Consider the following 22590-nt stretch of genomic DNA (forward strand, 5'->3'; position numbering starts at 1 on the left):
ACACCGGATTCAACGACGAAGGTACTCGATGATCGCGGCGCCAACGGCGCCGGGCTGTTCGGGGAACAGGGCGTGGCTGGCGTCGTCGATGACGGTGGTGCTGACGCGGTCGCCATTGCGGGCGCGCAGGTCGCCCCATTCGGCGCGGTGGTGAAACGGGTCGAGGGCGGCGATGATCTCGAACACCGGCGCGTTCCCCGCGTCCCAGTAGTGCGTGACATCGGTGTGGTGTACGCAGGCCACTTGCATTGCAAGGGTTTCGGGGTACCAGCCGGTCAGCCATATCGAGGCGTCGTGGCCGGGCGCGAAGAAGGCGGTCCGCAGCGCGTCCAGCCGGGCCGCGTCGGGAAGGCTGAGGTCACCGGCGCGCATCGGGGCTGAATTAATCTGTGGATCCACGGTTTTCCCGGCTGCAGCGGCCAGAATCACCGCCTCCACCTTGTCGGGATGGTGCACGGCGGTGACGCGGGCGACGAAGTTGCCGAAGGCGTGCCCGAGGATCACCGCGGGCCCGTCGGCCAAGTCGTCGATCACCCCGGCGATATCACCAGCCATGTCGGCGAAGGTGACATCGCTCATCGGCCCGGAGGAGCCGGCGACCCCGCGCGGCTGCGGACGCAGCACCCGGTATCCCGCGGCGACGAGCGCGGCGGTCAACGCGTCGAAGTCGCCACCGGCGTCGCGTCCATAGGACGGGATGACGACGACGGCGGGTCCGTGTCCGTCGACGACGGTGTCGATCGACGCCTGCGCGGTAGTGACGACGTGCCGGGTCATGCGTCCGGGCCGCCCGTCGGGGCCGTTGCAGCGTAGTCCAATTCGACGCGAAGCACGGCGGCGCGCCGGACCACTCCGTCGGGAGGGGCCGTGGTGCCGCCGTCGGTGGTCACGTAGGCGATTCGGCCGCGCTCCCCGTCCGCCCGGCCCCAGGCGGCGCTCGACGGCCCGACCAGGATGTCGTCGAACGGGTCACCGGCGATGTGGCGGACCTCGCTGCCGTGCCGCAGCTGCAACGGCACCCGGTCGAGAGTGTTGGCGCGGTGCCTGGTGACGTATGCGAACCCGGCGCGTTCGTCGAGGCAGAAGTCGTCGGCGTTGTCGATCGCGGCGACGAATTCCGCTGAACCAGCCGGGCTTAGCGTCGACGGGTCGACCGGGACGCGCATGAACACCTTCTGCGCGGTCGAGGTGTAGTACAGGTAGCCGGTGCGTGGGCCGTAACGTACGCCGTTGACCCCCGGTTGCGGGGGCGGCGGCACCTCGCTGTCGGGATCGAAGGCCATCGTGTCGTGGGCCAGCCAGACCTGCGCGGAGGCTTGCCGCGCATCCTGGTCGAGGTCGACTCGCCAGATCAGGCCGGCGAAGCAGTCGGCGACCGCCAGCACCCCCGGCGCGAGCAGGCAGCTGCCGTTGAGTCCGCGGGCTCGCTCGTCGAAGGTGTAGATGAGCTCTGGCGTCATGGGTCGTCCGGGCGCCCAGTCGGTGAGATCGATTCTGGCCAGGTGTGATTCCCCGGTGGTGTAGGCCAGCGTCAGGTTGACGACGAAGACGTCGGGCGCGACCTCGACGATCCCCGTGACCGGGCAATCGAAGGTGTGCAGCAGAACCGGGTCGACGAGTGCGCCGGGCCGGGGTGGCGGCACCCACCACAGTTCGCGCTGTAGGACGGCGGTGATCAGCAGCGAGCCGTCGGCGCGCACGGCGAGGTTCTCCAGGAAGTACTTTTGGGGGAAGTGGGCCACGGGGGTGAGCGTCACGGTGGGCAGCGGTGGGAGCGGCATGGTGATCCTCGATGGTCAGTGGTCGTCCGGAGCGGGAATTGCGAAGGCGTTGAGAATGCCGCAGACGGTGTGATAGATCCCGGTCAGCACGGTGATGTCGAAAACCCCTGCGGCGCCGAACCGTTGCCTCGCTTCGTCATACAGCGCGTCGTCGACGTGATGATCGGTGGACAGCGCCCGGGCCAGGCGATGGGCGGCGCGTTGGTCGTCGGTGAGCGCCTCGGGTTCGGTGCCGGCGACCAGTTCGGCGATCACCGACTCCGACAATCCCACGTGGCGGGCCACCGCGGAGTGGGCGTACAGCTCGTAGGGGGCGCGCCACACCGAACCGACGGTGAGGAGCACCACCTGCCGAGTGCGCTGGTCCAGCGACGTGCATTGCTGTTCGGCCGCTTGCAGTTTCAGGAATGCCGCGGACAGCCCCGGGTTGAGCAGGCTGGGATTGAAAGGCCCGATCAGGCGCCCGTCTGCGGTGGCCGCCGCGAATCCGCAGCGCCGCGCCCATGCCAGCGCGTTGGCCGTGATGTCGTCGAACAACTCCCGCGCGGTGTCGTCGAGAGCGGCCCGGTCGGCCAGGTCGAGGCGGCCGCCCAGACCATGTGCGGGGCCGCTCACTGCTCCAGCCCCTCGGCATTGGCCGGCACGTCGAAGGCGGCCAGCGTCAGGCACACCATGGTGAACCAGCCCAGCAGCACCGCCACGTCGACGATGCCCGCGTCGCCCAAGAGGTCCCTGGCGCGCCGGTACAAACCCGTCGGCACCACCCGTGGCGCGACCAATGCGGACGCCAACTCGTAGACCACCTGCTCTCGCGGGTCGTCGAACGATGCCGGCGATCCCGCGATGAGCGCTTCGACCCGCCGGGGGTCGAGGCGGCCGGCGCGCTCGGCGATGATCTCGTGCTCATAGGTGGCGTACGCGCTGCGCCACTGCGCGGTGACCACGAGGGTGGCGATCTCGATCTCGGCTTTGCTCAACGTGGAGTGCCGCTGAAAATAGGCGCCGGTCGGCGCGATCGTCGTGGACAACGCCGGGTTGGCCAGCCAGATCTTGTGGGGGCCCGGAACGAGCCCGCGCAGCACGCGGGTGAACTCGTAGGCCTGTTTCATGGCCGGGTCCATCTGGTCGACCGGTGTCTCCACGAACCGGCCGAACGTCCCGAAGTCGCTTGCCTCACTCATCTGCCCGTCACCTCCGCTGCTGGTCGAGGGGTCGGATAACGCGAACGAACATTCACTTTTATGGTGTGCCCTGAGTCGGACGATGTCAAACGCGAACGTTCATGCTTTTTTGTGCTACGCTGAGCCGTATGCCGAAAGTCACGCCCGAATACCGCGCGGAGCGGCGCGCGCACATCCTGGCGGCCGCGCGGCGTTGCTTCATCCGTAACGGGTTCCACGCCGCCTCGATGCACGACCTGGTCGAGGAGGCGGGAATGTCCTCCGGTGCGGTGTACCGCTACTTCCCCAGCAAGGACGCTGTCATCGAGGCGATCGCCGCCGACAACCTCGAGCGGGTCGTCGCCGTCATCGGACAAGCCATCGACGATGGCGCCACCCCGCAGGCGGCCATCGCGACCGTGCTCGACTTCGTCACCCGCCGTCACGGCGAGGACGGCTTCGCCGCCATCGCCGTGCTGGTGTGGTCGGAAGCCCTGCGCAACGCGACGCTGGCCGCGCATCTGCGCGAGGCCATCGGCACCGCGCTCGCCAAGCTGAGCACCGATGCGCCGCCTCAGTCCGGTGTCCGAATCGACCCGACCGCCGTCGCCGACTTGCTGCTGTGCGTGCTGCCGGGCTATCTCATGCGGTTGGCCCTAGGCGGCCCCGAGGCTGTCGAGAACGTTCCCGCCGCCATCGAGAAGGTGCTCAATGTCCCCGAGCGGTCACCGGCTCCAGCGTAAGCATCTCCACCAGAACAGCTTTCGAAAGACGCCTATCGCTCTACGCGATGGGCGAGTGATAGATGCACCAATGCGCTTCTCCCCCACATGAATTAGATGTAAAGGTACCGCGAATACTCCAGAAATGCCGGAATATCGGCCACACAGATGTGGTTGGGGGTGGGTATGAAAGCAATCGGTTACACCGATTTCGGTGGCCCAGAAGTACTGCGGGCCTTGCAGTTACCGGAGCCCCATGCCGGGCCCGGGCAGGTCCGGGTACGCGTGCATGCGGCGGCGGTCAATCCCGCCGACACGGCGGCACGGTCGGGATGGATGAAACGCAACTATCCGCCAGATACTCTCCCGGGAGGCCGCTATCCCGATCCACCGTACGTGACGGGCTGGGACTTCTGCGGTGTTCTCGACGAGGCCCCCGACGGTGGTCCGATCGGCATTGGCGAGCGAGTCGTCGGACTCACGCTGAGCCCGATGGGCAAGGTCGGCGCGTATGCCGAATACGTCGTGACCGATTCCAGGTCGGTGGTGCGGGCGCCGAGCGACGCCACAACCGTTGCGGCGTCCACTCTTCTGATGAATGCCGTGACCGCGTACGCGATGCTCGAAGCGCTGGCCGTTCCCGCCGGCGGCACCGTCGCGGTGACCGGGGCCGCCGGAGCCCTGGGGGGCTACGCGGTAGAACTTGCGAAACATCAAGGGCTGCGGGTGGTTGCCGACGCCGCCGAGACCGACGACGAACTCGTCAAACAATTGGGGGCAGACGTCGTCGTACGCCGCGGTGACGGACTGGCCGAGCGCATCCGCGAGTGGGTACCCCCGGGGGTGGACGGTGTCGTCGATGCGGCGTTGTACACCGACGCCATCGTGCCCGCGATCCGGGACGGGGGCGCAGTCACCTCGGCCCGCCAGCACGTTGGCGCCGGTGAACGGTCCATCAGCTGGCACGTGGTGTCCGTGACCGGACACACCACGCGCACCGATGTGCTCAGCACTCTGCGAGATCTCGTGGAGGCCGGTGCCTTGACCCTGCGCGTCGCCGACACCCTGCCCGCCGAGCGGGCCGCCGACGCGCATCGGCGACTGGAAGCCGGCGGACTCCGCGGGCGCCTGGTGCTCACCTGGTGACTCGCGCCGCTTGCGGTGGCGACGGCACATTGCCGCTGACGATCTCAGGAAGGAATTCCGATGGCAGACGATATGGTCGACATCACCGGCTTGCTCACCCCGCTGACGGTGCGATCGGTGCGGTTGCCCAACCGGTTCGCGCTCGCGCCGATGACCAGATACGCAACGCCTGACGGTGTGCCCACGGCGGAGTATCCGGGGTATTTCCGTCGGCGCGCCGCCGGCGGCATGGGCCTGTTGATCACCGAGGCGACACTGATCCCCGATCCGAGCACCGCGCTGGACTTCGACATGGCGAGCTACTTCCGCGACGAGGCGAAAGCGGCCTGGAAGACCGTGGTCGACGGCGTCCACGACGAAGGTGCGGCGATCTTCTCGCAACTGCTGCACGCCGGGGTATACCGCGGGCCCAACCCTGAGAGGTTTCCCGATGTCCCGACCGTCAGTCCGTCCGGGATCGACCTCTACTGTGAGCCGGTCGGGAAAGCACTGTCTGTCAACGACATCGAAAGAATCATCGGCAACTACGTGCGAGCCGCCCGCGATGCGCAGTGGGCGGGTTTCGACGGTATCGAAGTGCACGGGGCCCATGGATACCTACCGGACCTGTTCTTGTGGGATCGCACCAACCGGCGCGTCGACCTCTACGGGGGCCCGTTGCCCGACAGGACACGGTTTGCCTCCGAACTGGTGACGGCCCTGCGCGCGGAGCTGGGGCCGCAGACGCCGATCAGCTTCCGGTTCTCCCAATGGAAAGCCGACCTGTATGACGCGAGACTCGTCGAGACCCCGCACGAATTGGAGACGCTCCTGCACCCGCTCGCCGAAGCCGGTGTCGATATCTTCCATCCGTCCACCCGCCGTCACTACCAACCGGCCTTCCCCGAACGTAGCGGCATAGACGGCGAATTGAGTCTGGCGGGATGGACCAAGAAGCTCACCGGACGGCCCACCATCGTCGTGGGCTCAATCGGTCTTACCAAAACCATTGAAGGGCAAGGTAACACGCCCGATGGACACGCCGACATCGCCTCGCTGGAGAAACTCGTCGACCAATTCGATCGCGGCGAGTTCGACATCGCCGCGATCGGCCGGGCCGCCCTGGCCAACCTCGACTTCGTCAACAAGATCCGCGCCGGACACAACGACGCGCTGATCCCCTACGACGAGGGCCGATACAAACTCACACTTTGTTGACACCGTAACCGGCAGAGAGGTATTCGACGATGCACGTGTACCGGTTCGATGGCGCCGCCGGAGGACTCGACGGGTTGGCGCTACGCGACGAACCCGTCCCGTCGCCGCAGCGGGGCGAGCTGCTGCTGCGCGTCACGGCTGTCTCGCTGAACTACCGGGACATCGCCATCCCCCTGGGTCGTTACGTGCGCGACGCCCGGCATGGTCTGGTGCCCTGCAGCGACGCCGCCGCCGAAGTCGTCGAGGTGGGTGAGGGCGTCGACGACTACCGCCCGGGTGACCGGGTCGTCAGCGCCTTCCACCCCAGGTGGTTCGGCGGCCCGATGCCGGCCACCGCCAACTCCGACAGCTACGGCAGCGGGCAGGACGGATGGCTCACCGAATACAAGGTGGTGTCGCGGGAAGCGGTCGTCGGCATCCCCGCGGCAATTCCCGACGAACAGGCGGCGACGCTGCCCTGCGCCGGGGTCACGGCGTGGAACGCGCTCGGCGGACCCACGCCGGTGCGGGCGGGCCAGACGGTGCTGACCCTTGGTTCGGGCGGGGTGTCGGTCTTCGCGTTGCAGTTGGCCAAGGTGTCGGGCGCCCGGGTCATCGCGACCACCTCGAGCGCGCGAAAGGCCGAGACACTGCGGGCGCTCGGCGCCGCGGAAGTGATCAATTACCGCAGCAACCCGAACTGGGGTGAACAGGTCCGTGACGTCACCGAAGGACGCGGTGTGGACCGTGTCGTCGAAGTCGGCGGGCCGGCCACCATCGAGCAGTCGTTGCGGGCGGTCGCAGTCAGCGGAGAGGTCACCCTGATCGGTTTCCTCAGCGATGACAACCCCGGCGTTGACTATTTTCTGCTGAAGGGCAGTGGCGCGACCACGCGCAGCATCACCGTCGGCGACCGCGCCGACTTACAAGATCTCGTCCGCGCCGTGGCCACGACGGGACTGACACCGGTCATCGACGATGTTGTCGACTTCGGACAGGCTAAATCGGCGTTCGAGCGACTGCGCGATGGCAAGCACGTCGGCAAATTGGTCATCCGGGTGAGCTGAGGACACGCCAAAAGGCACGCTGGCGGACTCCGTCTCAACGCAGGAGGCCTTTGACCACCTTCCCGGTGGCGTTGAGCGGCAGGGCCTCGAGGAACTCCACCGACCGAGGGACCTTGAAGCCCGCCATGCGTTCGCGGCACCAGTCCATCAATTCCTCAGCGCTGAGAGGGCCTTTCGCGACAACGAAGGCCTTGCCGACCTGTCCCAGCCGCCCGTCGGGCACCCCGATGACGGCGGCCTGGGCGACGGCCGGGTGGTTCAGCAGGAAGCCCTCGATCTCGGCCGGGTAAGCGTTGAAGCCGCCGACTATGTACATGTCCTTCTTGCGTCCGATGACGCGCAGCCGGCCCGTGTCGTCGATGTTGCCCAAGTCCCCGGTGTGCAGCCAGCCCTCGGCGTCGATCGCCTCGGCGGTAGCCGCCGGATCGTCCAGGTAGCCCTGCATGACGCCGTAGCCGCGGACCAGCACTTCGCCGTCATCGGCGATGCGGACCTCGACGCCCTCGCATGGCAGGCCCGCCGTGGTCGCGACATCCTCGAAGGAGTCACCGGGCCGCGAGAGGGTCACGTTGCCGGCCTCGGTCAGCCCGTATCCGGTCATCAGCGTCTGGAACGGCAGCTCGTCATGGATGCGCCGGACCAGCTCGACGGGGATGTCGGCGGCGCCGGTCACGCCGGCGCGCAACGTGGCAAGCCTGGACTTGTCGGGGACCGTCAGCAAGGAGTGGTAGAGCGTCGGCGGGCCGGGTAGCATCGTAATGCGTTCGCGCTCAACCAGATCGACGACGGTGTCGATGTCGAAGACCGCGAGCGGCAGCATCGTCGCGCCGCGCAGGAACGACGTGATGAGCCCGGCCTTCAGGCCGAACGTGTGGAAATACGGGTTGATCTGCAGGTAGCGGTCACCGCGGCGCAGGTCCGCCAGCGTCGCCCACTCCTCGTACATACGCAGCGTCTGACCGTGGTTCATCATCGCGCCCTTCGGGCGGCCGGTCGTCCCGGAGGTGAAGATGATGTCGGAGATGTCGCTGCCGCTTACCGCCCGCTCGAATGGTGAACCGCTGGACAGGAAGTCGGATGCCAGGTCGATCACCGGTATCCCCGCGGGGGCGGTGTAGTCCTGGCCCAGGAATCCCTTGCGCGCCAGGACGGCCTTCGCCCCACTGCGCGCGATGATGTCGCCGGCTTCGTCGGTCTTGAACCGCGTGTTGACGGGTACCAGCACGCCGCCGGCGGTGAGCAGACCGAACGCCGCGACGATCCACTCCGCGGAGTTGGGCGCCCAGAGGGCGACTCGATCGCCCCTCTCGACGCCGAGGTCAGCGAAGGCGCCTGCGGCGCAACGGATCCGCTCGACAACTTCGGTGAATGTGAGGCGCAGCGGACCGTCGACCACCGCTTCCGCGTCGCCGAACCGGTCCGCCGCGCTCAAGACCATCTCGGGGATGGTCTCCCACAGTTGCGTGCCTGTCACACCGTGACAAGCCGGGCGAGGTTGCCGCCCATGATCTTTGCTTGGTCGTCGGCGGGCAGGTGCGACAGCGCCTCGATGTAATAGGTCGGCTCCGCCAACCCCTCGGGGTGCGGCCAGTCCGAGCCGTACAGCACCTGATCCACACCGACGAGTTTGACCAGATCGTCGATGCCGTCCTCGAAGAACGGGCTGACGTGGATGCGGCTCTTGACCATCTCGACGGGGTCGCTGGGGAACGCCTCCGGGGCCTTCCGGAAGACCTCGGCCAGGCCGTCAAGCAGTGGGGTCATCCACTTCGAACCGGCCTCGACGATGGCAACCTTCAGCTTCGGGTGGCGGTAGAGCGCACCGTGGATAACCCACGACCCCACCGAGTCCTGAATCGGCCGCCACTCGTTGAGGATGCCCATCGCATTCGTCTGGAACGGCAGCATCTCTGCGTTGGCACCATCCCACTCCGAGGTGTACCGGGAGTAGCCACTGTCGCTGGAGTGCATGCCGACCAGCACGTCGTGCTCGACGACCCGCTCCCAGAACGGGTCGAACTCGGGCAGCGCGAACGACCGGGGACCGCGGAAGCCGGGGACCGGAGCCGGGCGGACCAGGATGCAACGCGCGCCTCGCTTGACCGCCCACTCCAGCTCCTCGATCGCCTTCTCGACGATCGGCAGGGTGATGACCGGGGTGGTAAAGATGCGGTTCTGGTAGTTGAAGCCCCAGACCTCGTCGAGCCACTCGTTGAGCGCATGCACCAGAACGTGGATGGCAACGGGGTCGTCCGACAGCCGCTCCTCGAGGAGGCTGGCCAGCGTCGGGAACATCAGGGTGCGGTCCAAGCCCAGCTCGTTCATCTTCTCCAGGCGCGGGCCGGGCTCGAAGAACGCCGGGATCGCGCGCATCGGCTCACCGAACAACTCGCGCTTGGTCTTGCCGTCCGGGTTGCCGAATTTGAAGTACTCCTCCCAAGCGCCCGGCCGGGCGACAACCTCGAAGGTCGGGTTGGGAATGTAGTTGCTGATTTGGCCGCGGATCGCGATCTTGGTCCGCCCGTTGACCTGCACGTACTGGACGAAGTCCTTGTACTCCTTGGGCAAGAACTTCGTCAGCGCTTCCGGCGGCTCGTAGAGATGGTTATCCGCATCAAAGATGGGGAACGGGACGTCCACCTTGTGCGACAACTGACCCATGGAATCCTCCTTCGCGATTTTTGAGAATTGTATTCTCTGCAGGCGTCGAACCGCAACGTACCCCCTGGTTCGCCAAAGGGGCGGATCAGCAAGCGATGACGATTTTGAACGTGGCCGTGGTGGGTTCGTTGGGTTTGTCGGCCTTGGAGCCGTGTGCGGTGCCGGTGATGGTGAACCTGCCGCCGCTCGAACTCATGTCCACATCCCCCTCCCCCCCGCGCGAGTACATGCCGGTGAAGTTGCCCAGATTGCGGATGCGGACCGACTCGGCGGAAACCGGTTCGGCCCGCTCGTCGACGATGACATTAGCTCCGGCGAAGTCGCCGCCGATGTCGATCGTCCGGGTCCATTCCCTCTGACTGCATTTGACGACGTTGAACTTCGTGTCGATCCCGTTGACGGTCACGGAAGCAGTGCTGGAGATTTGAGTCGGCGGCCGCGGGGTGCATGCGCCGAGCATGCTGACCGCGAGTGACGCCGCGAGCACTGCCGCAATTCGATCCCGCATGTGGGCGCCCCTGTCTTCGCTGACGATAGCTCTTCGGCCTGCGGCGACGATGTTATTCTCGCACCGAGAGAATGCCAATATCGTCTGTTCTCGTCCTAGGAGCAATAACGCATGGTGGACCTGGAGATCGACGACGGGTTGGCGGTGCTGACGATCGATCGGCCGCACGCGCGCAATGCCATCGCGCTGGACACCATGCAGCAGCTGGAGAAGGCGTTGGACGCCGCGGCGGGCGCCAAGACCCTGGTGATCAAGGGGGCGGGAGATCGGGCTTTCGTATCCGGCGGTGACCTCAAGGAGCTGCGCGCGCTGCGGACCGAAGAGGATGCCGCGGCGATGGCCAAGCGGATGCGCGCGATTTGCGACCAACTGGCCAGCTTCCCCGCCCCGGTGATCGCCGCGCTGAACGGCCACGCCTTCGGCGGTGGCGCCGAGGTCGCGGTCGCCGCCGACATCCGGCTGGCAGCCGACGACGTCAAGATCGCCTTCAACCAGGTGGAACTCGAGATCATGCCGGCCTGGGGCGGCGCCGAGCGGCTGGCCGAGCTCGTCGGAAAGAGCCGGGCGCTGTTGTTGGCCGGCACCGGTACCGCCCTCACCGCGGACGAGGCCGAGCGAATCGGCCTGGTGGACCGGGTGTTCCCCCGCGAGTCGTTCGACGAGGGATGGCAATCCATCGCGAGGTCGCTGGCTCGCCACCCGGCGACCGAGATAAAGCGCGTGATCAGCGGAGTTTCGGCGGACGAAGCGATAGCATCCTTCGCACGGCTGTGGGTCGCCGACGCACACTGGCGGGCCGCAGAGCGGGTGATGAACCGCACCACGAGTGCGCGACGGGCAGCCGGAGGAGCGAAATGACGGTCAGACGGTTGAGTGTGGGCGCAGTGAGTTTGTCGGCGGTGCTGGCGGGTGCGACCGGTTCACTCGTGAGCGCGGGCCACGCCCATGCCGACCCGGCCATGCATCACGTCACGTACACGGTCACCGCGCAGAATCCGATCTACACCGACATCTACTACCTGGACCACCAGCCGGAGAAATTCTCCGATTACAGCCACAACCCCTACTCCTTCACGCCGCATGTGGATGTCGACCTCGCCCCGGGCAAACCGTGGAGCTTCGACTTGGACATGTCGAACCCCAATGACTACGCGATGGTCGTGGCGAGCACGGGCACGGAGCCCGGCACGCCCGGGCTTCACTGTGATCTGGCGGTGGACGGAGCCGTCGTCGTATCCAAGGACGGCCCCAAGGGCGTGCTCTGCTCGCTGCGCAACTGGTGAACCACCCAGGTCGGCGGGATACCTTCGATGGGTCGCGGCTCGCCTTCTAGGCGGCGCAGATATTTTTCGACCAACTCCACGGTTTCGGCGTGACCGCCGGACATGCCGATCGCCTGCTCGAGCACCAGCATTCGCGACAAGCTGCTCATCAGCACCGTCCAGACCACCGCGGGCACGTCGTCGTTCTCGGCGCCGTAGCGCTGCAACGCGGCGGCCACCGCTTTGCGCTCCTCCTCGCGGAAACGCTCGGCGTAGTAGGCGATTTCGCGCCGCATATCTTTGCGATGGTTGGCCAATGCCATGAATTCCATCGAGATCCGGGTGAACGCCGGGTCGGTGCCAAACCGCCAGAGCGCCCACAGTGGTTGCGGCGATTGCAGTAGCTGGGCCTGCGCCTGCAGCCCTTCGTCGGCGCGGCGGCGGAAGACTTCCAGAAACAGCTCCTCCATGGTGCGGAAGTAGTAGTGCACCAATTGCGGTTTCAGCCCCGCCTTGTTCGCGAGACGGCGCGACGTCACGGCGGCGTAGCCCTCTTCGAGCATCAGCTGCTCGGCCGCGTCGAGCAGCAGGCCGCGATTCTTCGCGTCCGGCGCCCCGATCCGGCGGGCCGCAGAAGCAGATGTCATGCCGTCACTCCATGCTCTCGAGACTCCGGTGTCGACCTAGTCAGATCGTAGCCAGGTCAGCGCGATGCCTCGGCGTTGCGACCTTGACCCTGACATTACCGCCATGCTAAGCAGGTGCTCAGCACATTTTCGGTTTTCCGAATCGCGCGGCCCCATAGCCTGCCGCCGAACACAGCCGGTAATCCAAGCCCAGGGAGACGCAATCCGATGAGCGACTACGAGTCGATCGACTTCTTCACCGACCCGTCTCTGGTACCTGATCCGCACCCCTACTTCGATTACCTGCGCAGTCAGAACCCGGTGCTGCGCCTGCCGCACTATGGCGTCATCGCGGTCACGGGGTACGACGAAGCCTGCGAGATCTACAAGGACCCCGACACGTTCTCCAACATCGTCGCGCTGGGCGGCCCGTTCCCGCCGCTGCCGTTCACGCCCCAAGGCGACGACATCAGCGCTCAGATCGATGCGCACCGCAGCTCCTTTCCGATGAACGAGCATATGGTGACGATGGATCCGCCGGACCACACCAAGGCCCGGTCCGTGCTGGCCAAGCTGCTGACCCCGAGCCGGCTGAAGCAGAACGAGGAGTTCATGTGGCGCCTCGCCGACCGTCAGCTCGACGAATTCCTGAGCAACGGCGAGTGCGAGTTCATCGCCGAGTACTCAAAGCCCTTCGCCACGTTGGTGATCGCCGACCTACTCGGCGTCCCCGAGGAGGACCATAAGGAGTTCCGCACCGTCTTGGGCGCCGACCGCCCCGGAGCGCGGGTCGGGGCACTCGATCACCAGTCGGTCGGCATCAACCCGCTGGAGTGGCTCGACGAAAAGTTCTGCAACTACATCGAGGACCGGCGGCGCGAGCCCCGCAACGACGTGCTGACGTCGCTTGCGTCGGCGAAGTATCCGGACGGCTCGACGCCCCCGGTCATCGAGGTGGTCCGCTCGGCGACGTTCCTATTCGCAGCCGGTCAGGAGACCACCGCCAAGCTGCTCAGCGCCGCCCTGCAGGTGCTCGGCGACCGGCCGGACATCCAGCAGGAGCTGCGCGAGGACCGCAGCCTGATCCCCGGGTTCATCGAGGAATCGCTGCGGATGGACAGCCCCGTCAAGAGCGACTCGCGGCTTGCCCGCAAGGCCACCACCGTCGGGGGCGTCGACATCCCCGCCGGCACCGTCGTGATGGTCCTGCCGGGCGCCGCGAACCGCGACCCGCGACGCTTCGAGAATCCGCACGAATTCGACCTGCGCCGCAAGAACGTTCGCGAGCACATGGCCTTCGCCCGGGGTGTCCACTCCTGCCCGGGCGGTCCGCTCGCCCGCGTCGAGGGCCGCGTCTCGATCGAGCGCATCCTGGACCGGATGCCGCGCATCGAGATCGACGAAGCCCATCACGGACCGGCCGCCGAGCGTCGCTACAGCTACGAGCCGACGTACATCCTGCGTGGCCTGAGCGAACTCCATCTCACCTTCACCACCGCGGACGCGGTCGCTGTCGCGGGCTGAATCAAAGGTTCATGCCGACGAAGTAGCAGCTGAGCAGGGCGACGGCCATCAGCAACACCCACGCGTCCGTGAGCCGGCACAGCAGCACCGGAGCGTTTCGCACCTCCATGAATTCACGAAAAATGATGCGCACCTTGACAAGTGCGATCACGATGACGCTCGACGTGACCACCGCGCTGGATTTCAACGTCCCGGCATGGCCTGCCCAGCGGTCTAGCCAGAGATAGCCGAGGGTGAGGGTCGCCAGGATCGTCCATACCACCAGCAGTCGTTTGTTGAACTTGATCGGAGATCACCTCACCACGTAGAGCAGCGCGAAGATGAGCACCCACAGGAAATCGACGGTGTGCCAATAGGTAGCGCAGGTTTCGACGAGCTGCTGGGTTTCCGGGGTTTCGTGGGGCTTTCGCGCCTTCGCGCGAAGTTGGTAGACGACGACGCCGAGGGCGACGAAGCCGATCAGCAGGTGCACGAAGTGGATGCCGGTGAGGAAGAAGTAGTAAGTGAAGAAGTCGTTGCTGTCCAATCCATTGCCCATGTGCACCAAGCGAGCCCACTCGAACACCTTGAAGAAGAGGAAGACCACGGCAAACCCGGCGGTGATGAAGACGTCGCGCAGGGCCGCACTGTAGGCGCCCACCCGGGCGGACTGGACACACCGCGCCACCGACCACGAGCTCAGCAGCAGGACCAGGGTGTTGAACACCCCGACCCGCAGGTCGAGCTGCGACTGCGCATGCAAGAACAGCTCGGGGTTGCGGGCGCGGTAGAACAGGTAGAAGCCGAAATAGCCCGTGAAAACCAGTGTCTCGAAGAGCACGAACGCCCACATGTCCGGCTGTCCCGGCACGAATCTCACCCGTTGCTTCTCGTCGGCTACATCGGCCATCACGCGGCCACCGTCTCCCGCTTGAGCTCTGGCAGGCGCCCGGTGCCGAGGTCCTCGCGCTGGATCATCCGGAACAGCATGACGATGAAAATGACTTGATAGACCCCGAACACGACCATGTCGAGCCACCAGGCGATCTGACCGTTCCATGCCAGCACGCCGCGCTGGAAGATCCAGCACGGCGCCACCACGACCTCGGTGAGGGCGTTGCACAGGTTGAGATATCCGAACCACTTTGGGAAGACCCGATTCCGGTCGAGCAGGATCGCGACCATCCAGATCAGCGATCCGATCAGGAAGACCCCCATCGTTCCGTCGAAAGACAGGAAGGCGAAGTCGTAGAGCCAGCCGACCGCTTCGGGGTCGCGTTCGGGGCGAAGCGTCCCGACGATCAGCGCGATGTTGAGCAGCAACATGCCGGGAATAGCACTGAGCGAGTAGATGATCAAATACGAATACGCGAACGCCGGACTGACCGACATCCGCCGCATCGAATAGGCGATGAGCGCGTTGTTGATCGCGATCATGCCGCTAATGGCGAAGATAACGCCGAAACCGACGGGTATCCCGAGGTGGCGTTCGTGGAACCAATGGACTTGCGTCGCCAGGTCCCAGGTGGGTTGCGGCGGCGGCTGGACTTGCGCCACGATGAAAAACACCGGGAAGAAGAGGCTGTAAAAGACGACGAGTATTCCCCACGCCACCCACAGCTCGCGCTTGGGGCCGCGCAGCAGGTGCCAGCCGATTCGGCGAAGCAGCGGACCTGGAGGTGGCGTGGAGGCCGAGGGCGCAATCACCGCACTCATGCACTCACCAATTCTTGCCCGGGACCGGTCTTTTCGGCACGCTCGCGATAGATCGCCCGGCCTAACACCACGCCCATCACCACGATCCAGACGCCAATCGCAACGTTCTTCACCCAGAACGACAAGAAGCCGTCCCAGGCCAACGGGCCCGTCAGGGTCGCGCCGACGAACGCCGCGGGCACCAGCGCGCCGGCCACCAGCAGGTTGAAGTGGGCCACCCACCGGCTGAAGACCGGGCACGGCCGCTCGTCGAAATAGATTGCCAGGGCGAGGATCACGCTTTGCCCGATCAGAAACGGGACCAGGATCGTGAATGTGATCCAGGCAAAATCGTTGAGCAACTGGGTCAGCTCGGGGTTGCGTTCAGGACGAAAGGCGGCCAGGAGCCAGCACACGTTCGCAACGAGGAACAGCGTCGGACCGCCTGCGACGCAACCCAGCATCGCATAGGAAAAGATCGGCGTCCGATGGGCCATCCTGCGGATCTGCAAGACGATCAACGCCAAGATCGGCACCAGGCACACCCCGAACCAGTTGAACAGGATCATGCTGTACCGGATCTCCGGGAGGTGGGCCGGATCGCGATAGAACGCGGCCACCTGTTCGGCCGGCATCGTCGGTGACATCGGCGGATTGAAGCCGGGAAACAGCAAGAATGCGGCGATCCAGAGGACAAGCGCCGCCGGCAATGTCCAGAGCAGGACCAGCTCGCCGTTGGTCCGCCGCAGCGCGGTTCGCGTCAACCCCGGACACCGCGCGTCGCCAGCCCCGACGTCGGCCATCGGCCCCTCCCCTACGAGATCGCCTTACCTCACACGAATAATCAGCGAAGCTAGCCGATCGGCTAGCTTCGGTCAATAAGGTCGTCTAGTCTCGGTTCGTGGAAACAGCGCGGCAACCGGTCTCCGATGAGCAATTCTGGCTGATCGAGCGCAGCCCGGCCCGGACGCGGGTACTCGACGCCGCGTTGGACCTGTTCGCCACACACGGTGTCAGCGGTACGTCGCTGCAGATGATTGCGGATGCCGTCGGTGTCACGAAAGCTGCTGTCTACCACCAATTCCGGACTAAAGAGCAGATCGTCATCGCGGTGACCGAGCGGGAACTCGGCCGGCTCGAGCCGGCTCTCGAGGAGGCCGAAGCCTACGACGACGGCCCGCAAGCACGAGATGCCTTGCTGGTGCGCGTGATTGAGATGGCCGTTCGCGACCGCCGGTTGGTGCGCACGCTGCAATTCGATCCCGTAGTCGTCCGATTGCTGGCCGAGCACAAACCCTTTCAAGCCTTCATGGACCGTCTGTACCGGGTGCTGCTGAGCGATGCGGGTCTGGACGGACGGATCGAGGCGGCCATGTTCTCCGGCGCGCTCAGCACCGCTGTCATGCATCCGCTGGTTGTCGACATCGACGACGAGACGTTGCTCGCCAGGGTCACCGATTTGAGCCGGCGCCTGCTCGGTCTGCCCCGGGACGGGCCCGGCTGACCGGAGACGCAGCGGCTACGTGTCGGCGCGAACCCAGGTCATTATGCCGTCGTGGGCAAAGCAAACGAGGAACAGGCCGTCGGGCGCCTGCGCCACGTAGTTCTGATAATTCTGGCAGTTGGCGCCTTCTTCTTTGACTCCCGCCATTGGCGGCGACCGGAACCACCGCGGCTGGTACCTCCTCGGCGAGCCACAGAACATCAGCCGTCCGGGCTCCGAGGCGAACGAGACGTATCCATCGGCGACGCCGAAGGCGTAGTAGGTGGTGTTGTCACACGGGGCACCCAAGACCTGGTGCGGCATGATGCCCGGGGTGCACGCGGGGTAGTCGCAGACGGTCGGCCCCGCCGAGGACGGCGGCGCGGTCAGCACACCGGCGCCGAGCAACGCGCCAGCCATCGCCACGACGAATCGCACGCAATTACTGTGCCACACCCGAAAAGAAAATTCTCCTAGTTGGAGAAGATCAGGCGTACCGGACGGCCGCCCGCGCGGGGCCAACCCCACCCGCTCCGCTTCGCGAGGTGGTGGGTAGGCATTTGCGCACGTGAGGGCCACCATTGCGGCTCCCCGATGGCGCCGTTGAGGGCGGGCGGTGGTGATAAGCTCATTCTCCGTGCACGATCCGGATGGACCTGATCCCGACGATGGGGTCGCCGCCGGCGCCGAAGCGCCCGTCCCGGATGTGGACGAAGCAGACGAGGTTGCCAAGGCCGAAGCGCGCGCCGCGGCGGCTCGGGCGCGCCTCGCGAGGCTGCGCGGGGAAGCCGAAACAAGAGACGCCGACCACGGCGCGGCTTTCCACGATGGCGAGCAGCGGCCCGCCAAATCGGCCCGGGCGCGACCGCGGATTCCGCGGCGGCCGGGGCGACCGCGGTGGCTCCGACGCCCAAGGCGGAGAACGATTGCCGCCGTCGTCGGCATCCTGCTCGCCTCCGCTTCCCTCGCCGCGAGCGGTTACATGGTGTGGCGGCACCGCGCCACCGTGCACCAACAACAGCTCGCGGCGGAGTTCACTGCGGCGGCGCGGCAACGGGTCACGACGCTGATGTCGATTGACGCCAACCACGCCCGGGACGATTACCAACGCATCATCGACGACTCCACAGGCGACTTCAAGGCCCAGATGTCGGCGATGTCAGCCTTGATGGCCAAGCAGACGGAGGAATCCAAAGTCAGCAGCAAGGCCACCGTCGAAGCCGTTGCGGTGGAGTCGATGAGCGACAATTCGGCGGTCCTGCTTGTCGCAGCGAGGTCCGATGTCATCAACGCCGACAACACCCATCGTCCACCTGTCGTGTGGCGGATCAGCGTCGACCTCACGCGGGATGGCGGTCAGCTCAAAATGTCGAAAGTCGACTTCTTGCGATGACTGTCGAGAATGGTTCCTCGCTGGACGGCGTGCAAGCCACGCCGTCCGACGAGACGGGATCGCCACCCGCTATTCAACGGGGCCGCACCGACCGTCCGGCCGCGGTCAAGCGCTGGACCGGCCGCTGTGCGAGCAGGTGGCGTTCGATAGTCGCAACTGTGTTGGTCGTTGCCGCGATGGGGCTGGCCGCCGGTCTCTACTTCTTCGTGTACCGACCCGATCAGCAGGTCTCCGAAGCGGCGGCACACCGGGCAATCCAAACGGCGTCAGAGGGTTCCGTGGCGGTGCTGTCGTACTCTCCCGACCACCTGGACCACGATTTCTCCAAGGCGAAGTCATATCTCACCGGTAATTTCCTCGCCTACTACACCAAATTCACCGAACAGATCGCGGTGCTGGCCCAGCAGAAGCACGTCACGGAGACGGCACGCGTGATTCGGGCCGCCGTTTCGGAATTGCACGCGGATTCGGCCGTCGTGCTGGTGTTCATCGACCAGACCGCGACGAGCAAGGAGAAGCCGGAACCGCAGACCACCGCGAACACCGCCCGGGTGACGTTGACGAAGGTCAAGGGTTCCTGGCTGATCTCAAAGATGGATCCGCTGTCGTGATCGCTTTCCATTGTTGGTCCGATCGCCATTTTGCCGGAGCCGAAGCGGTGTTAATCTCATTGCACGAAAAGCCGCAGCAATGTTGATACCCCATTAATAATGGCGGTTAGTTGAAGCGGATCGAGGAGCACCTGATGCGTTCAGTTCGAACACTCACCACCGCAACGCTGGTCGCTGCCACCGCGTTCGGCGGTGTCAGCACGGCATCCATGGCCCGGGCAACGACCAAGGAAGAAGTGGCCGTCAACGGGACGTTCCGCGCCACATCCATCGGCGACTGGGCCCAGAGAAACGACCAATACTTCGGCGAGCCGACGGTCGTACAAACGTGGACGATCAGCTCGACGTGCGACACGTTTCAGGAATGCCACGGCACCTTGACCAGCGACCAGGGATGGAGCGCGCCCCTGTATATGAATGACGGGGAGATGTGGAAGGTCAAACGCGAAGTGCCCAACTGGGAGCGGTGCGAGGACGGCACCGCATTTCCCGGACAGCAGACCTTCTATTTCTATCCGGTGAATCAATACGGCGGATACCAACTCGGGTCGTCCACCTACGCGGGGAAGGACAAGACGGTCGGGCCGTCTGGTGCCTGCGGGCAGAATCAGTGGCTCGACGTCGCGATGCCGTTACGCCTCGACAAAATCGGCTGACCGGGCTTTTCCACTCACTTACCTCGCCCCATCCTCGTGCGCCGCGCATCGCCGGGCAGCGGCCTCAGGTGGGAAGCATGTCCTGCCACGTCTTGGGTGCTTTCGGCGCAACGAGATCCGACTGCTGATAGAGCTTCCCGTCCGGACCCACATAACGACCAGTGCGCGGGTCATACCGGGCGACCGTGACGGCCGGCACCTGCTTACCCGGTCCACCACCGAATGAGCTCGGCGCGGCCTGCGGCCCTTCGCCGCCGGCGGTGTCGGCTGGTGCCGCGTCGGGGGCAGCGGGCGGTGCGGGCGCGGGTGGTGGCGAGGGAAGTTCCCCGGCTGCGGGGACGTCGAGTGGCGCGAAGGGCGGAAGGTCGGCCGACATTCTCGACATGGGCGCCAGCGGAGGTGGTCCCGACGACGGCACGGGCGGTACGGCCGCTCCAACCGTGCCCGGTGGTGGATTTTCTCCGCGCGGCCCCGCCGGTGTGCCGCGCGGCACCGCCCCCGGCGGCAGCGGCGTTCCCTCCACCGGGCCAAAGATCCTGTCGTTCACGGTAACCCGGTCGTCGGGCGGGACGCCCTGGGCGAGCAGGTTGGGGTCAAGCGGGTAGGGGCCGAGAACGTGCTGCTTCATCGACAGCGGCATGAAAGGCTTGTCGCTGTTGCAGATTTCGACGGTGGGCGCGCGCTTGCCGGGGTGTCCCATGCAGGGATAGTTGCGGGCACCGCGCACCCCGATCGGTGAATCCTGCGGGAGTTTGCAGTACAACCCGTCCGGTGTGTCGATGTCAGTGAGGTCGTCCGGGGATCGCCAGGTGTTCGGAGGCATGAAGCCGACCGTGCAGATCGGCGGGTCGTCGATCGTGAGCGCGAAGTCGCCCTGGGCCGTTCCCTCCGGATGGTTTGGCGCCGCCGCGGCCTGCTCGATGGCGACCGCCGACGGCAGCAACACCAGCAGCTGCTCCAGCGAGGGGTGATAGGTGACGCCGATCTGCCCGATGGTGGTCAGGTTGGCGAGCAGCACCGGCAGCGTTGGCTTGACTTGCTCGAGCAGCCGGGAAGCTTCATTGGCGGCCTCAGGACCGTTTTGCAGGATGGTCCGGAAGTGGGAATCGTTGTCGACCAACACATCCGAGATGCCGGCCAAGCTACGCGCCCACGTCCTGATCGAATCGGTGGTCTGCGCCTGGGTGTCCAGTAGCGGCCCGGTGTCTTCGGTCAGGGCTCGGGTGCGGTCGACGACGCCGTTGGCATCGCGGGACAACGTCTGCGAGGAATCGATCAGGGATCCCAGGTCGTACCCGGTGCCGTTGAAGCCCTGGAAGGCCTCGTCGAGCAGCTGGCCGAGTTTGGTCTTCGGGATGCTTTGGACCAGGGCGTTGAGCTGGTCGAGCATCGGCCCGACCGGCTGTGGAATCCTGCTGTCGCGCGCGGAGATTACCGAACCGTCGTGCAAGTAGGGCGGCGAATCGGTCTTGGGCCGCAGGTCAACGTACTGTTCACCCACCGCGGAGACGCTGAGCACCTCCGCCGTCAGGTCCGCGGGGACCTTCGGTGAAGTGCTAAGCGACAGCGTCGCTTTCGCGCCGGTCGGCGTCAGGCCCACCGACGTGACCTTGCCGAGCTGAACACCACGGTAGGTCACGTTGGAAAACCGGTACAGGCCGCCGGTTGCCGGCAGCTCCAGCGTCACCGTCATCCGACCGATGCCCAGCAGGGTCGGCGCTTGGATGTAGAAGAGCACCATCGCGATCACGCCGATGGTGCCGGCGATCGCGAAGACCGCCAGCTGGATCCGGACGAAGCGGGTCAGCATCTAGCCGCCACCTTCCGTCGGCGCCGTTGCCGGCGGTGGCGTTTGACCCGCGTCCGGCGCCGGTGCTGCGGTCGGCGGAGGCCCGGGCAGCGGGGCCGCCGGCCGAGGACCCGGCAGCGGAGGCAGGGCCGCGGGGTCGACCCACGGTGGCCGCAGGGGGTCATGCATCGGATCGTGGGTGTACTGCAGGTAATACGGGTCTCCGGGTGCCGGCACCAGCGGCTGGTCAAGCTGCCCCCAGTGGGTCCCCAACATCAAGCCGCGCTTGAGCCGTGGAATCGACAGGTCCAAATCGACGTGGAGGTTGAAGTAGTCGCCCCGGACCGCCCGGTCGACGAAGTTCTGGGTGAACGGGAACACAAACGCGGCCGCGACGGCCACGCCGAGCTCGGGTCCGACGTCGGCGAGGGCTTTGAGGGTCGGCTCCAGGTTTTTCAGGTTCTTGACCAGGTCGGCCTGGGCGTCGTTGACCAACCGGGTGGCGGTGTTGCTGAAGACGCGGAGTTTGTCCAGGGCGGCGGTCAGCCGGGGGCGCTCCTTGACCAGAACATCGAGCGCGGGCGGAATCTTCTGCAGCGCTTGGGTGAGAACGTCGCGTTGGTCGGCGAATGTGCTGGCCAGCCGGTTCAGCGCCTGGATCGAGTCGACGAGGTTGTCCCGCTGATCGTCCAGCGTCCCGACGAATGTGTCGAGGCGGGTGATCAGATCACGCACCGCGCCCTCATGCCCGGACAGGGCGGCGGAGAAGTTGTGGATGATCTCCCCGATCTGTCCAAGCCCGCCGCCATTGACGACTGCCCCCAGCGACGACAGCGTCTGCTCCGTCGACGGGTAGGCAGATGATCGACTGAGCGGGATGGTGGCGCCCGGCTGCAACCGTCCGCTTCCCGGCTGGCCGAGCGGCGTATTGAGTTCCACATGCATCGACCCCAGCAGGCTGGTCTGGCCGACGGTGGCAACCACGTTGGCCGGGACGACGACATCTCGCTTGACCGAGATCTCGACATCGGCGTGCCAGCCGCGCACCCGCATCGTGCCGACGCTGCCGACGACGACGTCGTCGATCATCACCGGCGAATTCGACTCCATCGTGCCGACATTCGGCAGCTCGACGTGATAGATGTCGGCCCCCGGCCCGCGCCCGACCGCGCCGGGCAGGGGTAGCGAGTTCAGGCCGTGGAACGCACATCCCGTCGCCGTCGCCACCACGCAACAACCGAGGGCGAACACCCGCCGCACCGCAGCCCGGGCGATCATTGTTGCGGCCCGTCGGCTGGCAACAGCATGTCTGACGTGCTCTGCGCTGGGGACGATCGGGGCGGCATCGGTG

Annotated in this window: 26 protein-coding genes; 11 read left to right on the top strand and 15 right to left on the bottom strand. The window is 65.9% G+C overall.

Annotation, left to right across the window (positions count from 1 at the left end; translation table 11 throughout):
• Window positions 1-9 precede the first annotated feature (9 nt).
• From A5750_RS21450 to A5750_RS21465, 4 genes are read right to left on the bottom strand one after another with little or no spacing between them, the layout of a single operon-like run.
• The gene (locus A5750_RS21450) at window positions 10-777 is read right to left on the bottom strand and encodes an alpha/beta fold hydrolase (protein WP_066957661.1); all 768 of its coding nucleotides are present in this window, start codon (window positions 775-777) and stop codon (window positions 10-12) included.
• On the bottom strand, window positions 774-1781 hold the full coding sequence (locus tag A5750_RS21455; RefSeq protein ID WP_066957662.1) for a hypothetical protein: 1008 nt from the start codon (window positions 1779-1781) through the stop codon (window positions 774-776). Before A5750_RS21455 ends, A5750_RS21450 begins: the two co-directional genes overlap by 4 nt.
• Window positions 1782-1796: 15 nt before the next feature.
• Entirely contained in the window at window positions 1797-2396 is a 600-nt protein-coding gene (locus A5750_RS21460) for a carboxymuconolactone decarboxylase family protein (protein WP_066957664.1), read from the bottom strand.
• The gene (locus tag A5750_RS21465; protein ID WP_066957666.1) at window positions 2393-2962 is read right to left on the bottom strand and encodes a carboxymuconolactone decarboxylase family protein; all 570 of its coding nucleotides are present in this window, start codon (window positions 2960-2962) and stop codon (window positions 2393-2395) included. The genes A5750_RS21460 and A5750_RS21465 overlap by 4 nt, the downstream gene beginning before the upstream one ends.
• Before the next feature lie 128 nt (window positions 2963-3090).
• Here A5750_RS21465 and A5750_RS21470 point away from each other — a divergent pair, with 128 nt between their 5' ends.
• The 4 genes from A5750_RS21470 (at window position 3091) to A5750_RS21485 (ending at window position 7052) form a co-directional block, all read left to right on the top strand.
• A complete protein-coding gene (locus A5750_RS21470) occupies window positions 3091-3684 on the top strand; it encodes a TetR/AcrR family transcriptional regulator (protein WP_066957669.1) in 594 nt (197 codons plus the stop codon).
• A gap of 165 nt (window positions 3685-3849) precedes the next feature.
• Window positions 3850-4809 carry an NADP-dependent oxidoreductase gene (locus A5750_RS21475; protein ID WP_067265517.1) on the top strand — a complete coding sequence of 320 codons (960 nt, stop codon included), beginning with the start codon at window positions 3850-3852 and terminating at the stop codon, window positions 4807-4809.
• A gap of 60 nt (window positions 4810-4869) precedes the next feature.
• Entirely contained in the window at window positions 4870-6006 is a 1137-nt protein-coding gene (locus A5750_RS21480) for a 12-oxophytodienoate reductase (protein ID WP_156664380.1), read from the top strand.
• Between the two features lie 29 nt (window positions 6007-6035).
• Window positions 6036-7052 carry an NAD(P)-dependent alcohol dehydrogenase gene (locus A5750_RS21485; RefSeq protein WP_067265520.1) on the top strand — a complete coding sequence of 339 codons (1017 nt, stop codon included), beginning with the start codon at window positions 6036-6038 and terminating at the stop codon, window positions 7050-7052.
• Window positions 7053-7086: 34 nt separating this feature from the next.
• Here the strand turns inward: A5750_RS21485 and A5750_RS21490 are convergent, their stop codons facing one another.
• From A5750_RS21490 to A5750_RS21500, 3 genes are all read right to left on the bottom strand, one after another.
• Window positions 7087-8526 (bottom strand): FadD3 family acyl-CoA ligase, encoded by a 1440-nt coding sequence (locus A5750_RS21490; RefSeq protein ID WP_255360757.1) that lies wholly within the window; start codon window positions 8524-8526, stop codon window positions 7087-7089.
• Complete coding sequence (locus A5750_RS21495; protein ID WP_066957674.1) at window positions 8523-9713, bottom strand: amidohydrolase family protein; 1191 nt, start codon at window positions 9711-9713, stop codon at window positions 8523-8525. The genes A5750_RS21490 and A5750_RS21495 overlap by 4 nt, the downstream gene beginning before the upstream one ends.
• Before the next feature lie 85 nt (window positions 9714-9798).
• Window positions 9799-10221 carry a lipoprotein LpqH gene (locus A5750_RS21500; RefSeq protein ID WP_066957676.1) on the bottom strand — a complete coding sequence of 141 codons (423 nt, stop codon included), beginning with the start codon at window positions 10219-10221 and terminating at the stop codon, window positions 9799-9801.
• A gap of 111 nt (window positions 10222-10332) precedes the next feature.
• Between A5750_RS21500 and A5750_RS21505 the strand changes: the two genes are divergently transcribed.
• Together A5750_RS21505 and A5750_RS21510 are read left to right on the top strand one after the other, a co-directional pair.
• A complete protein-coding gene (locus A5750_RS21505; RefSeq protein WP_066957678.1) occupies window positions 10333-11079 on the top strand; it encodes an enoyl-CoA hydratase/isomerase family protein in 747 nt (248 codons plus the stop codon).
• Window positions 11080-11180: 101 nt separating this feature from the next.
• Complete coding sequence (locus tag A5750_RS21510) at window positions 11181-11504, top strand: hypothetical protein (RefSeq protein WP_082948258.1); 324 nt, start codon at window positions 11181-11183, stop codon at window positions 11502-11504.
• Here A5750_RS21510 and A5750_RS21515 read toward each other — a convergent pair.
• A complete protein-coding gene (locus A5750_RS21515) occupies window positions 11420-12130 on the bottom strand; it encodes a TetR/AcrR family transcriptional regulator (protein WP_066957682.1) in 711 nt (236 codons plus the stop codon). The two genes, A5750_RS21510 and A5750_RS21515, sit on opposite strands and share 85 nt — an antisense overlap.
• A 207-nt stretch (window positions 12131-12337) precedes the next feature.
• Between A5750_RS21515 and A5750_RS21520 the strand changes: the two genes are divergently transcribed.
• A complete protein-coding gene (locus A5750_RS21520; protein WP_066957684.1) occupies window positions 12338-13633 on the top strand; it encodes a cytochrome P450 in 1296 nt (431 codons plus the stop codon).
• A gap of 1 nt (window position 13634) precedes the next feature.
• Here the strand turns inward: A5750_RS21520 and A5750_RS21525 are convergent, their stop codons facing one another.
• From A5750_RS21525 to A5750_RS21540, 4 genes are read right to left on the bottom strand one after another with little or no spacing between them, the layout of a single operon-like run.
• Window positions 13635-13919: a cytochrome C oxidase subunit IV family protein gene (locus A5750_RS21525; RefSeq protein ID WP_066957687.1), complete on the bottom strand. Its 285-nt coding sequence runs from the start codon at window positions 13917-13919 to the stop codon at window positions 13635-13637.
• Window positions 13920-13925: 6 nt separating this feature from the next.
• Window positions 13926-14522, bottom strand: a complete 597-nt coding sequence (locus A5750_RS21530; RefSeq protein ID WP_066957689.1) for a cytochrome c oxidase subunit 3 family protein — start codon at window positions 14520-14522, stop codon at window positions 13926-13928.
• Window positions 14522-15328 (bottom strand): hypothetical protein, encoded by an 807-nt coding sequence (locus A5750_RS21535; protein WP_066957691.1) that lies wholly within the window; start codon window positions 15326-15328, stop codon window positions 14522-14524. Before A5750_RS21535 ends, A5750_RS21530 begins: the two co-directional genes overlap by 1 nt.
• Window positions 15325-16110, bottom strand: coding sequence for a hypothetical protein (locus tag A5750_RS21540; RefSeq protein WP_066957693.1), 786 nt, complete (start codon window positions 16108-16110; stop codon window positions 15325-15327). The genes A5750_RS21535 and A5750_RS21540 overlap by 4 nt, the downstream gene beginning before the upstream one ends.
• Before the next feature lie 98 nt (window positions 16111-16208).
• Between A5750_RS21540 and A5750_RS21545 the strand changes: the two genes are divergently transcribed.
• On the top strand, window positions 16209-16811 hold the full coding sequence (locus tag A5750_RS21545) for a TetR/AcrR family transcriptional regulator (RefSeq protein WP_067265523.1): 603 nt from the start codon (window positions 16209-16211) through the stop codon (window positions 16809-16811).
• A gap of 15 nt (window positions 16812-16826) precedes the next feature.
• On the opposite strand, the gene A5750_RS21550 is transcribed toward A5750_RS21545, so the two are convergent.
• Entirely contained in the window at window positions 16827-17210 is a 384-nt protein-coding gene (locus A5750_RS21550; protein WP_197505495.1) for a hypothetical protein, read from the bottom strand.
• Between the two features lie 217 nt (window positions 17211-17427).
• Between A5750_RS21550 and A5750_RS21555 the strand changes: the two genes are divergently transcribed.
• The 3 genes from A5750_RS21555 (at window position 17428) to A5750_RS21565 (ending at window position 19450) form a co-directional block, all read left to right on the top strand.
• Window positions 17428-18183 carry a hypothetical protein gene (locus tag A5750_RS21555; protein ID WP_067265570.1) on the top strand — a complete coding sequence of 252 codons (756 nt, stop codon included), beginning with the start codon at window positions 17428-17430 and terminating at the stop codon, window positions 18181-18183.
• The gene (locus A5750_RS21560) at window positions 18180-18794 is read left to right on the top strand and encodes a hypothetical protein (protein ID WP_067265526.1); all 615 of its coding nucleotides are present in this window, start codon (window positions 18180-18182) and stop codon (window positions 18792-18794) included. The genes A5750_RS21555 and A5750_RS21560 overlap by 4 nt, the downstream gene beginning before the upstream one ends.
• A 134-nt stretch (window positions 18795-18928) precedes the next feature.
• The gene (locus tag A5750_RS21565; protein ID WP_066957838.1) at window positions 18929-19450 is read left to right on the top strand and encodes a hypothetical protein; all 522 of its coding nucleotides are present in this window, start codon (window positions 18929-18931) and stop codon (window positions 19448-19450) included.
• A 64-nt stretch (window positions 19451-19514) separates the two neighbouring features.
• On the opposite strand, the gene A5750_RS21570 is transcribed toward A5750_RS21565, so the two are convergent.
• Window positions 19515-21260 carry an MCE family protein gene (locus A5750_RS21570; protein WP_067265530.1) on the bottom strand — a complete coding sequence of 582 codons (1746 nt, stop codon included), beginning with the start codon at window positions 21258-21260 and terminating at the stop codon, window positions 19515-19517.
• Window positions 21261-22517: an MCE family protein gene (locus A5750_RS21575; RefSeq protein WP_067265533.1), complete on the bottom strand. Its 1257-nt coding sequence runs from the start codon at window positions 22515-22517 to the stop codon at window positions 21261-21263.
• Window positions 22518-22590: the final 73 nt, after the last annotated feature.

It is taken from the genome of Mycobacterium sp. 852002-51613_SCH5001154, assembly GCF_001667425.1.
In the GTDB taxonomy this organism is placed as follows: Bacteria; Actinomycetota; Actinomycetes; order Mycobacteriales; family Mycobacteriaceae; genus Mycobacterium.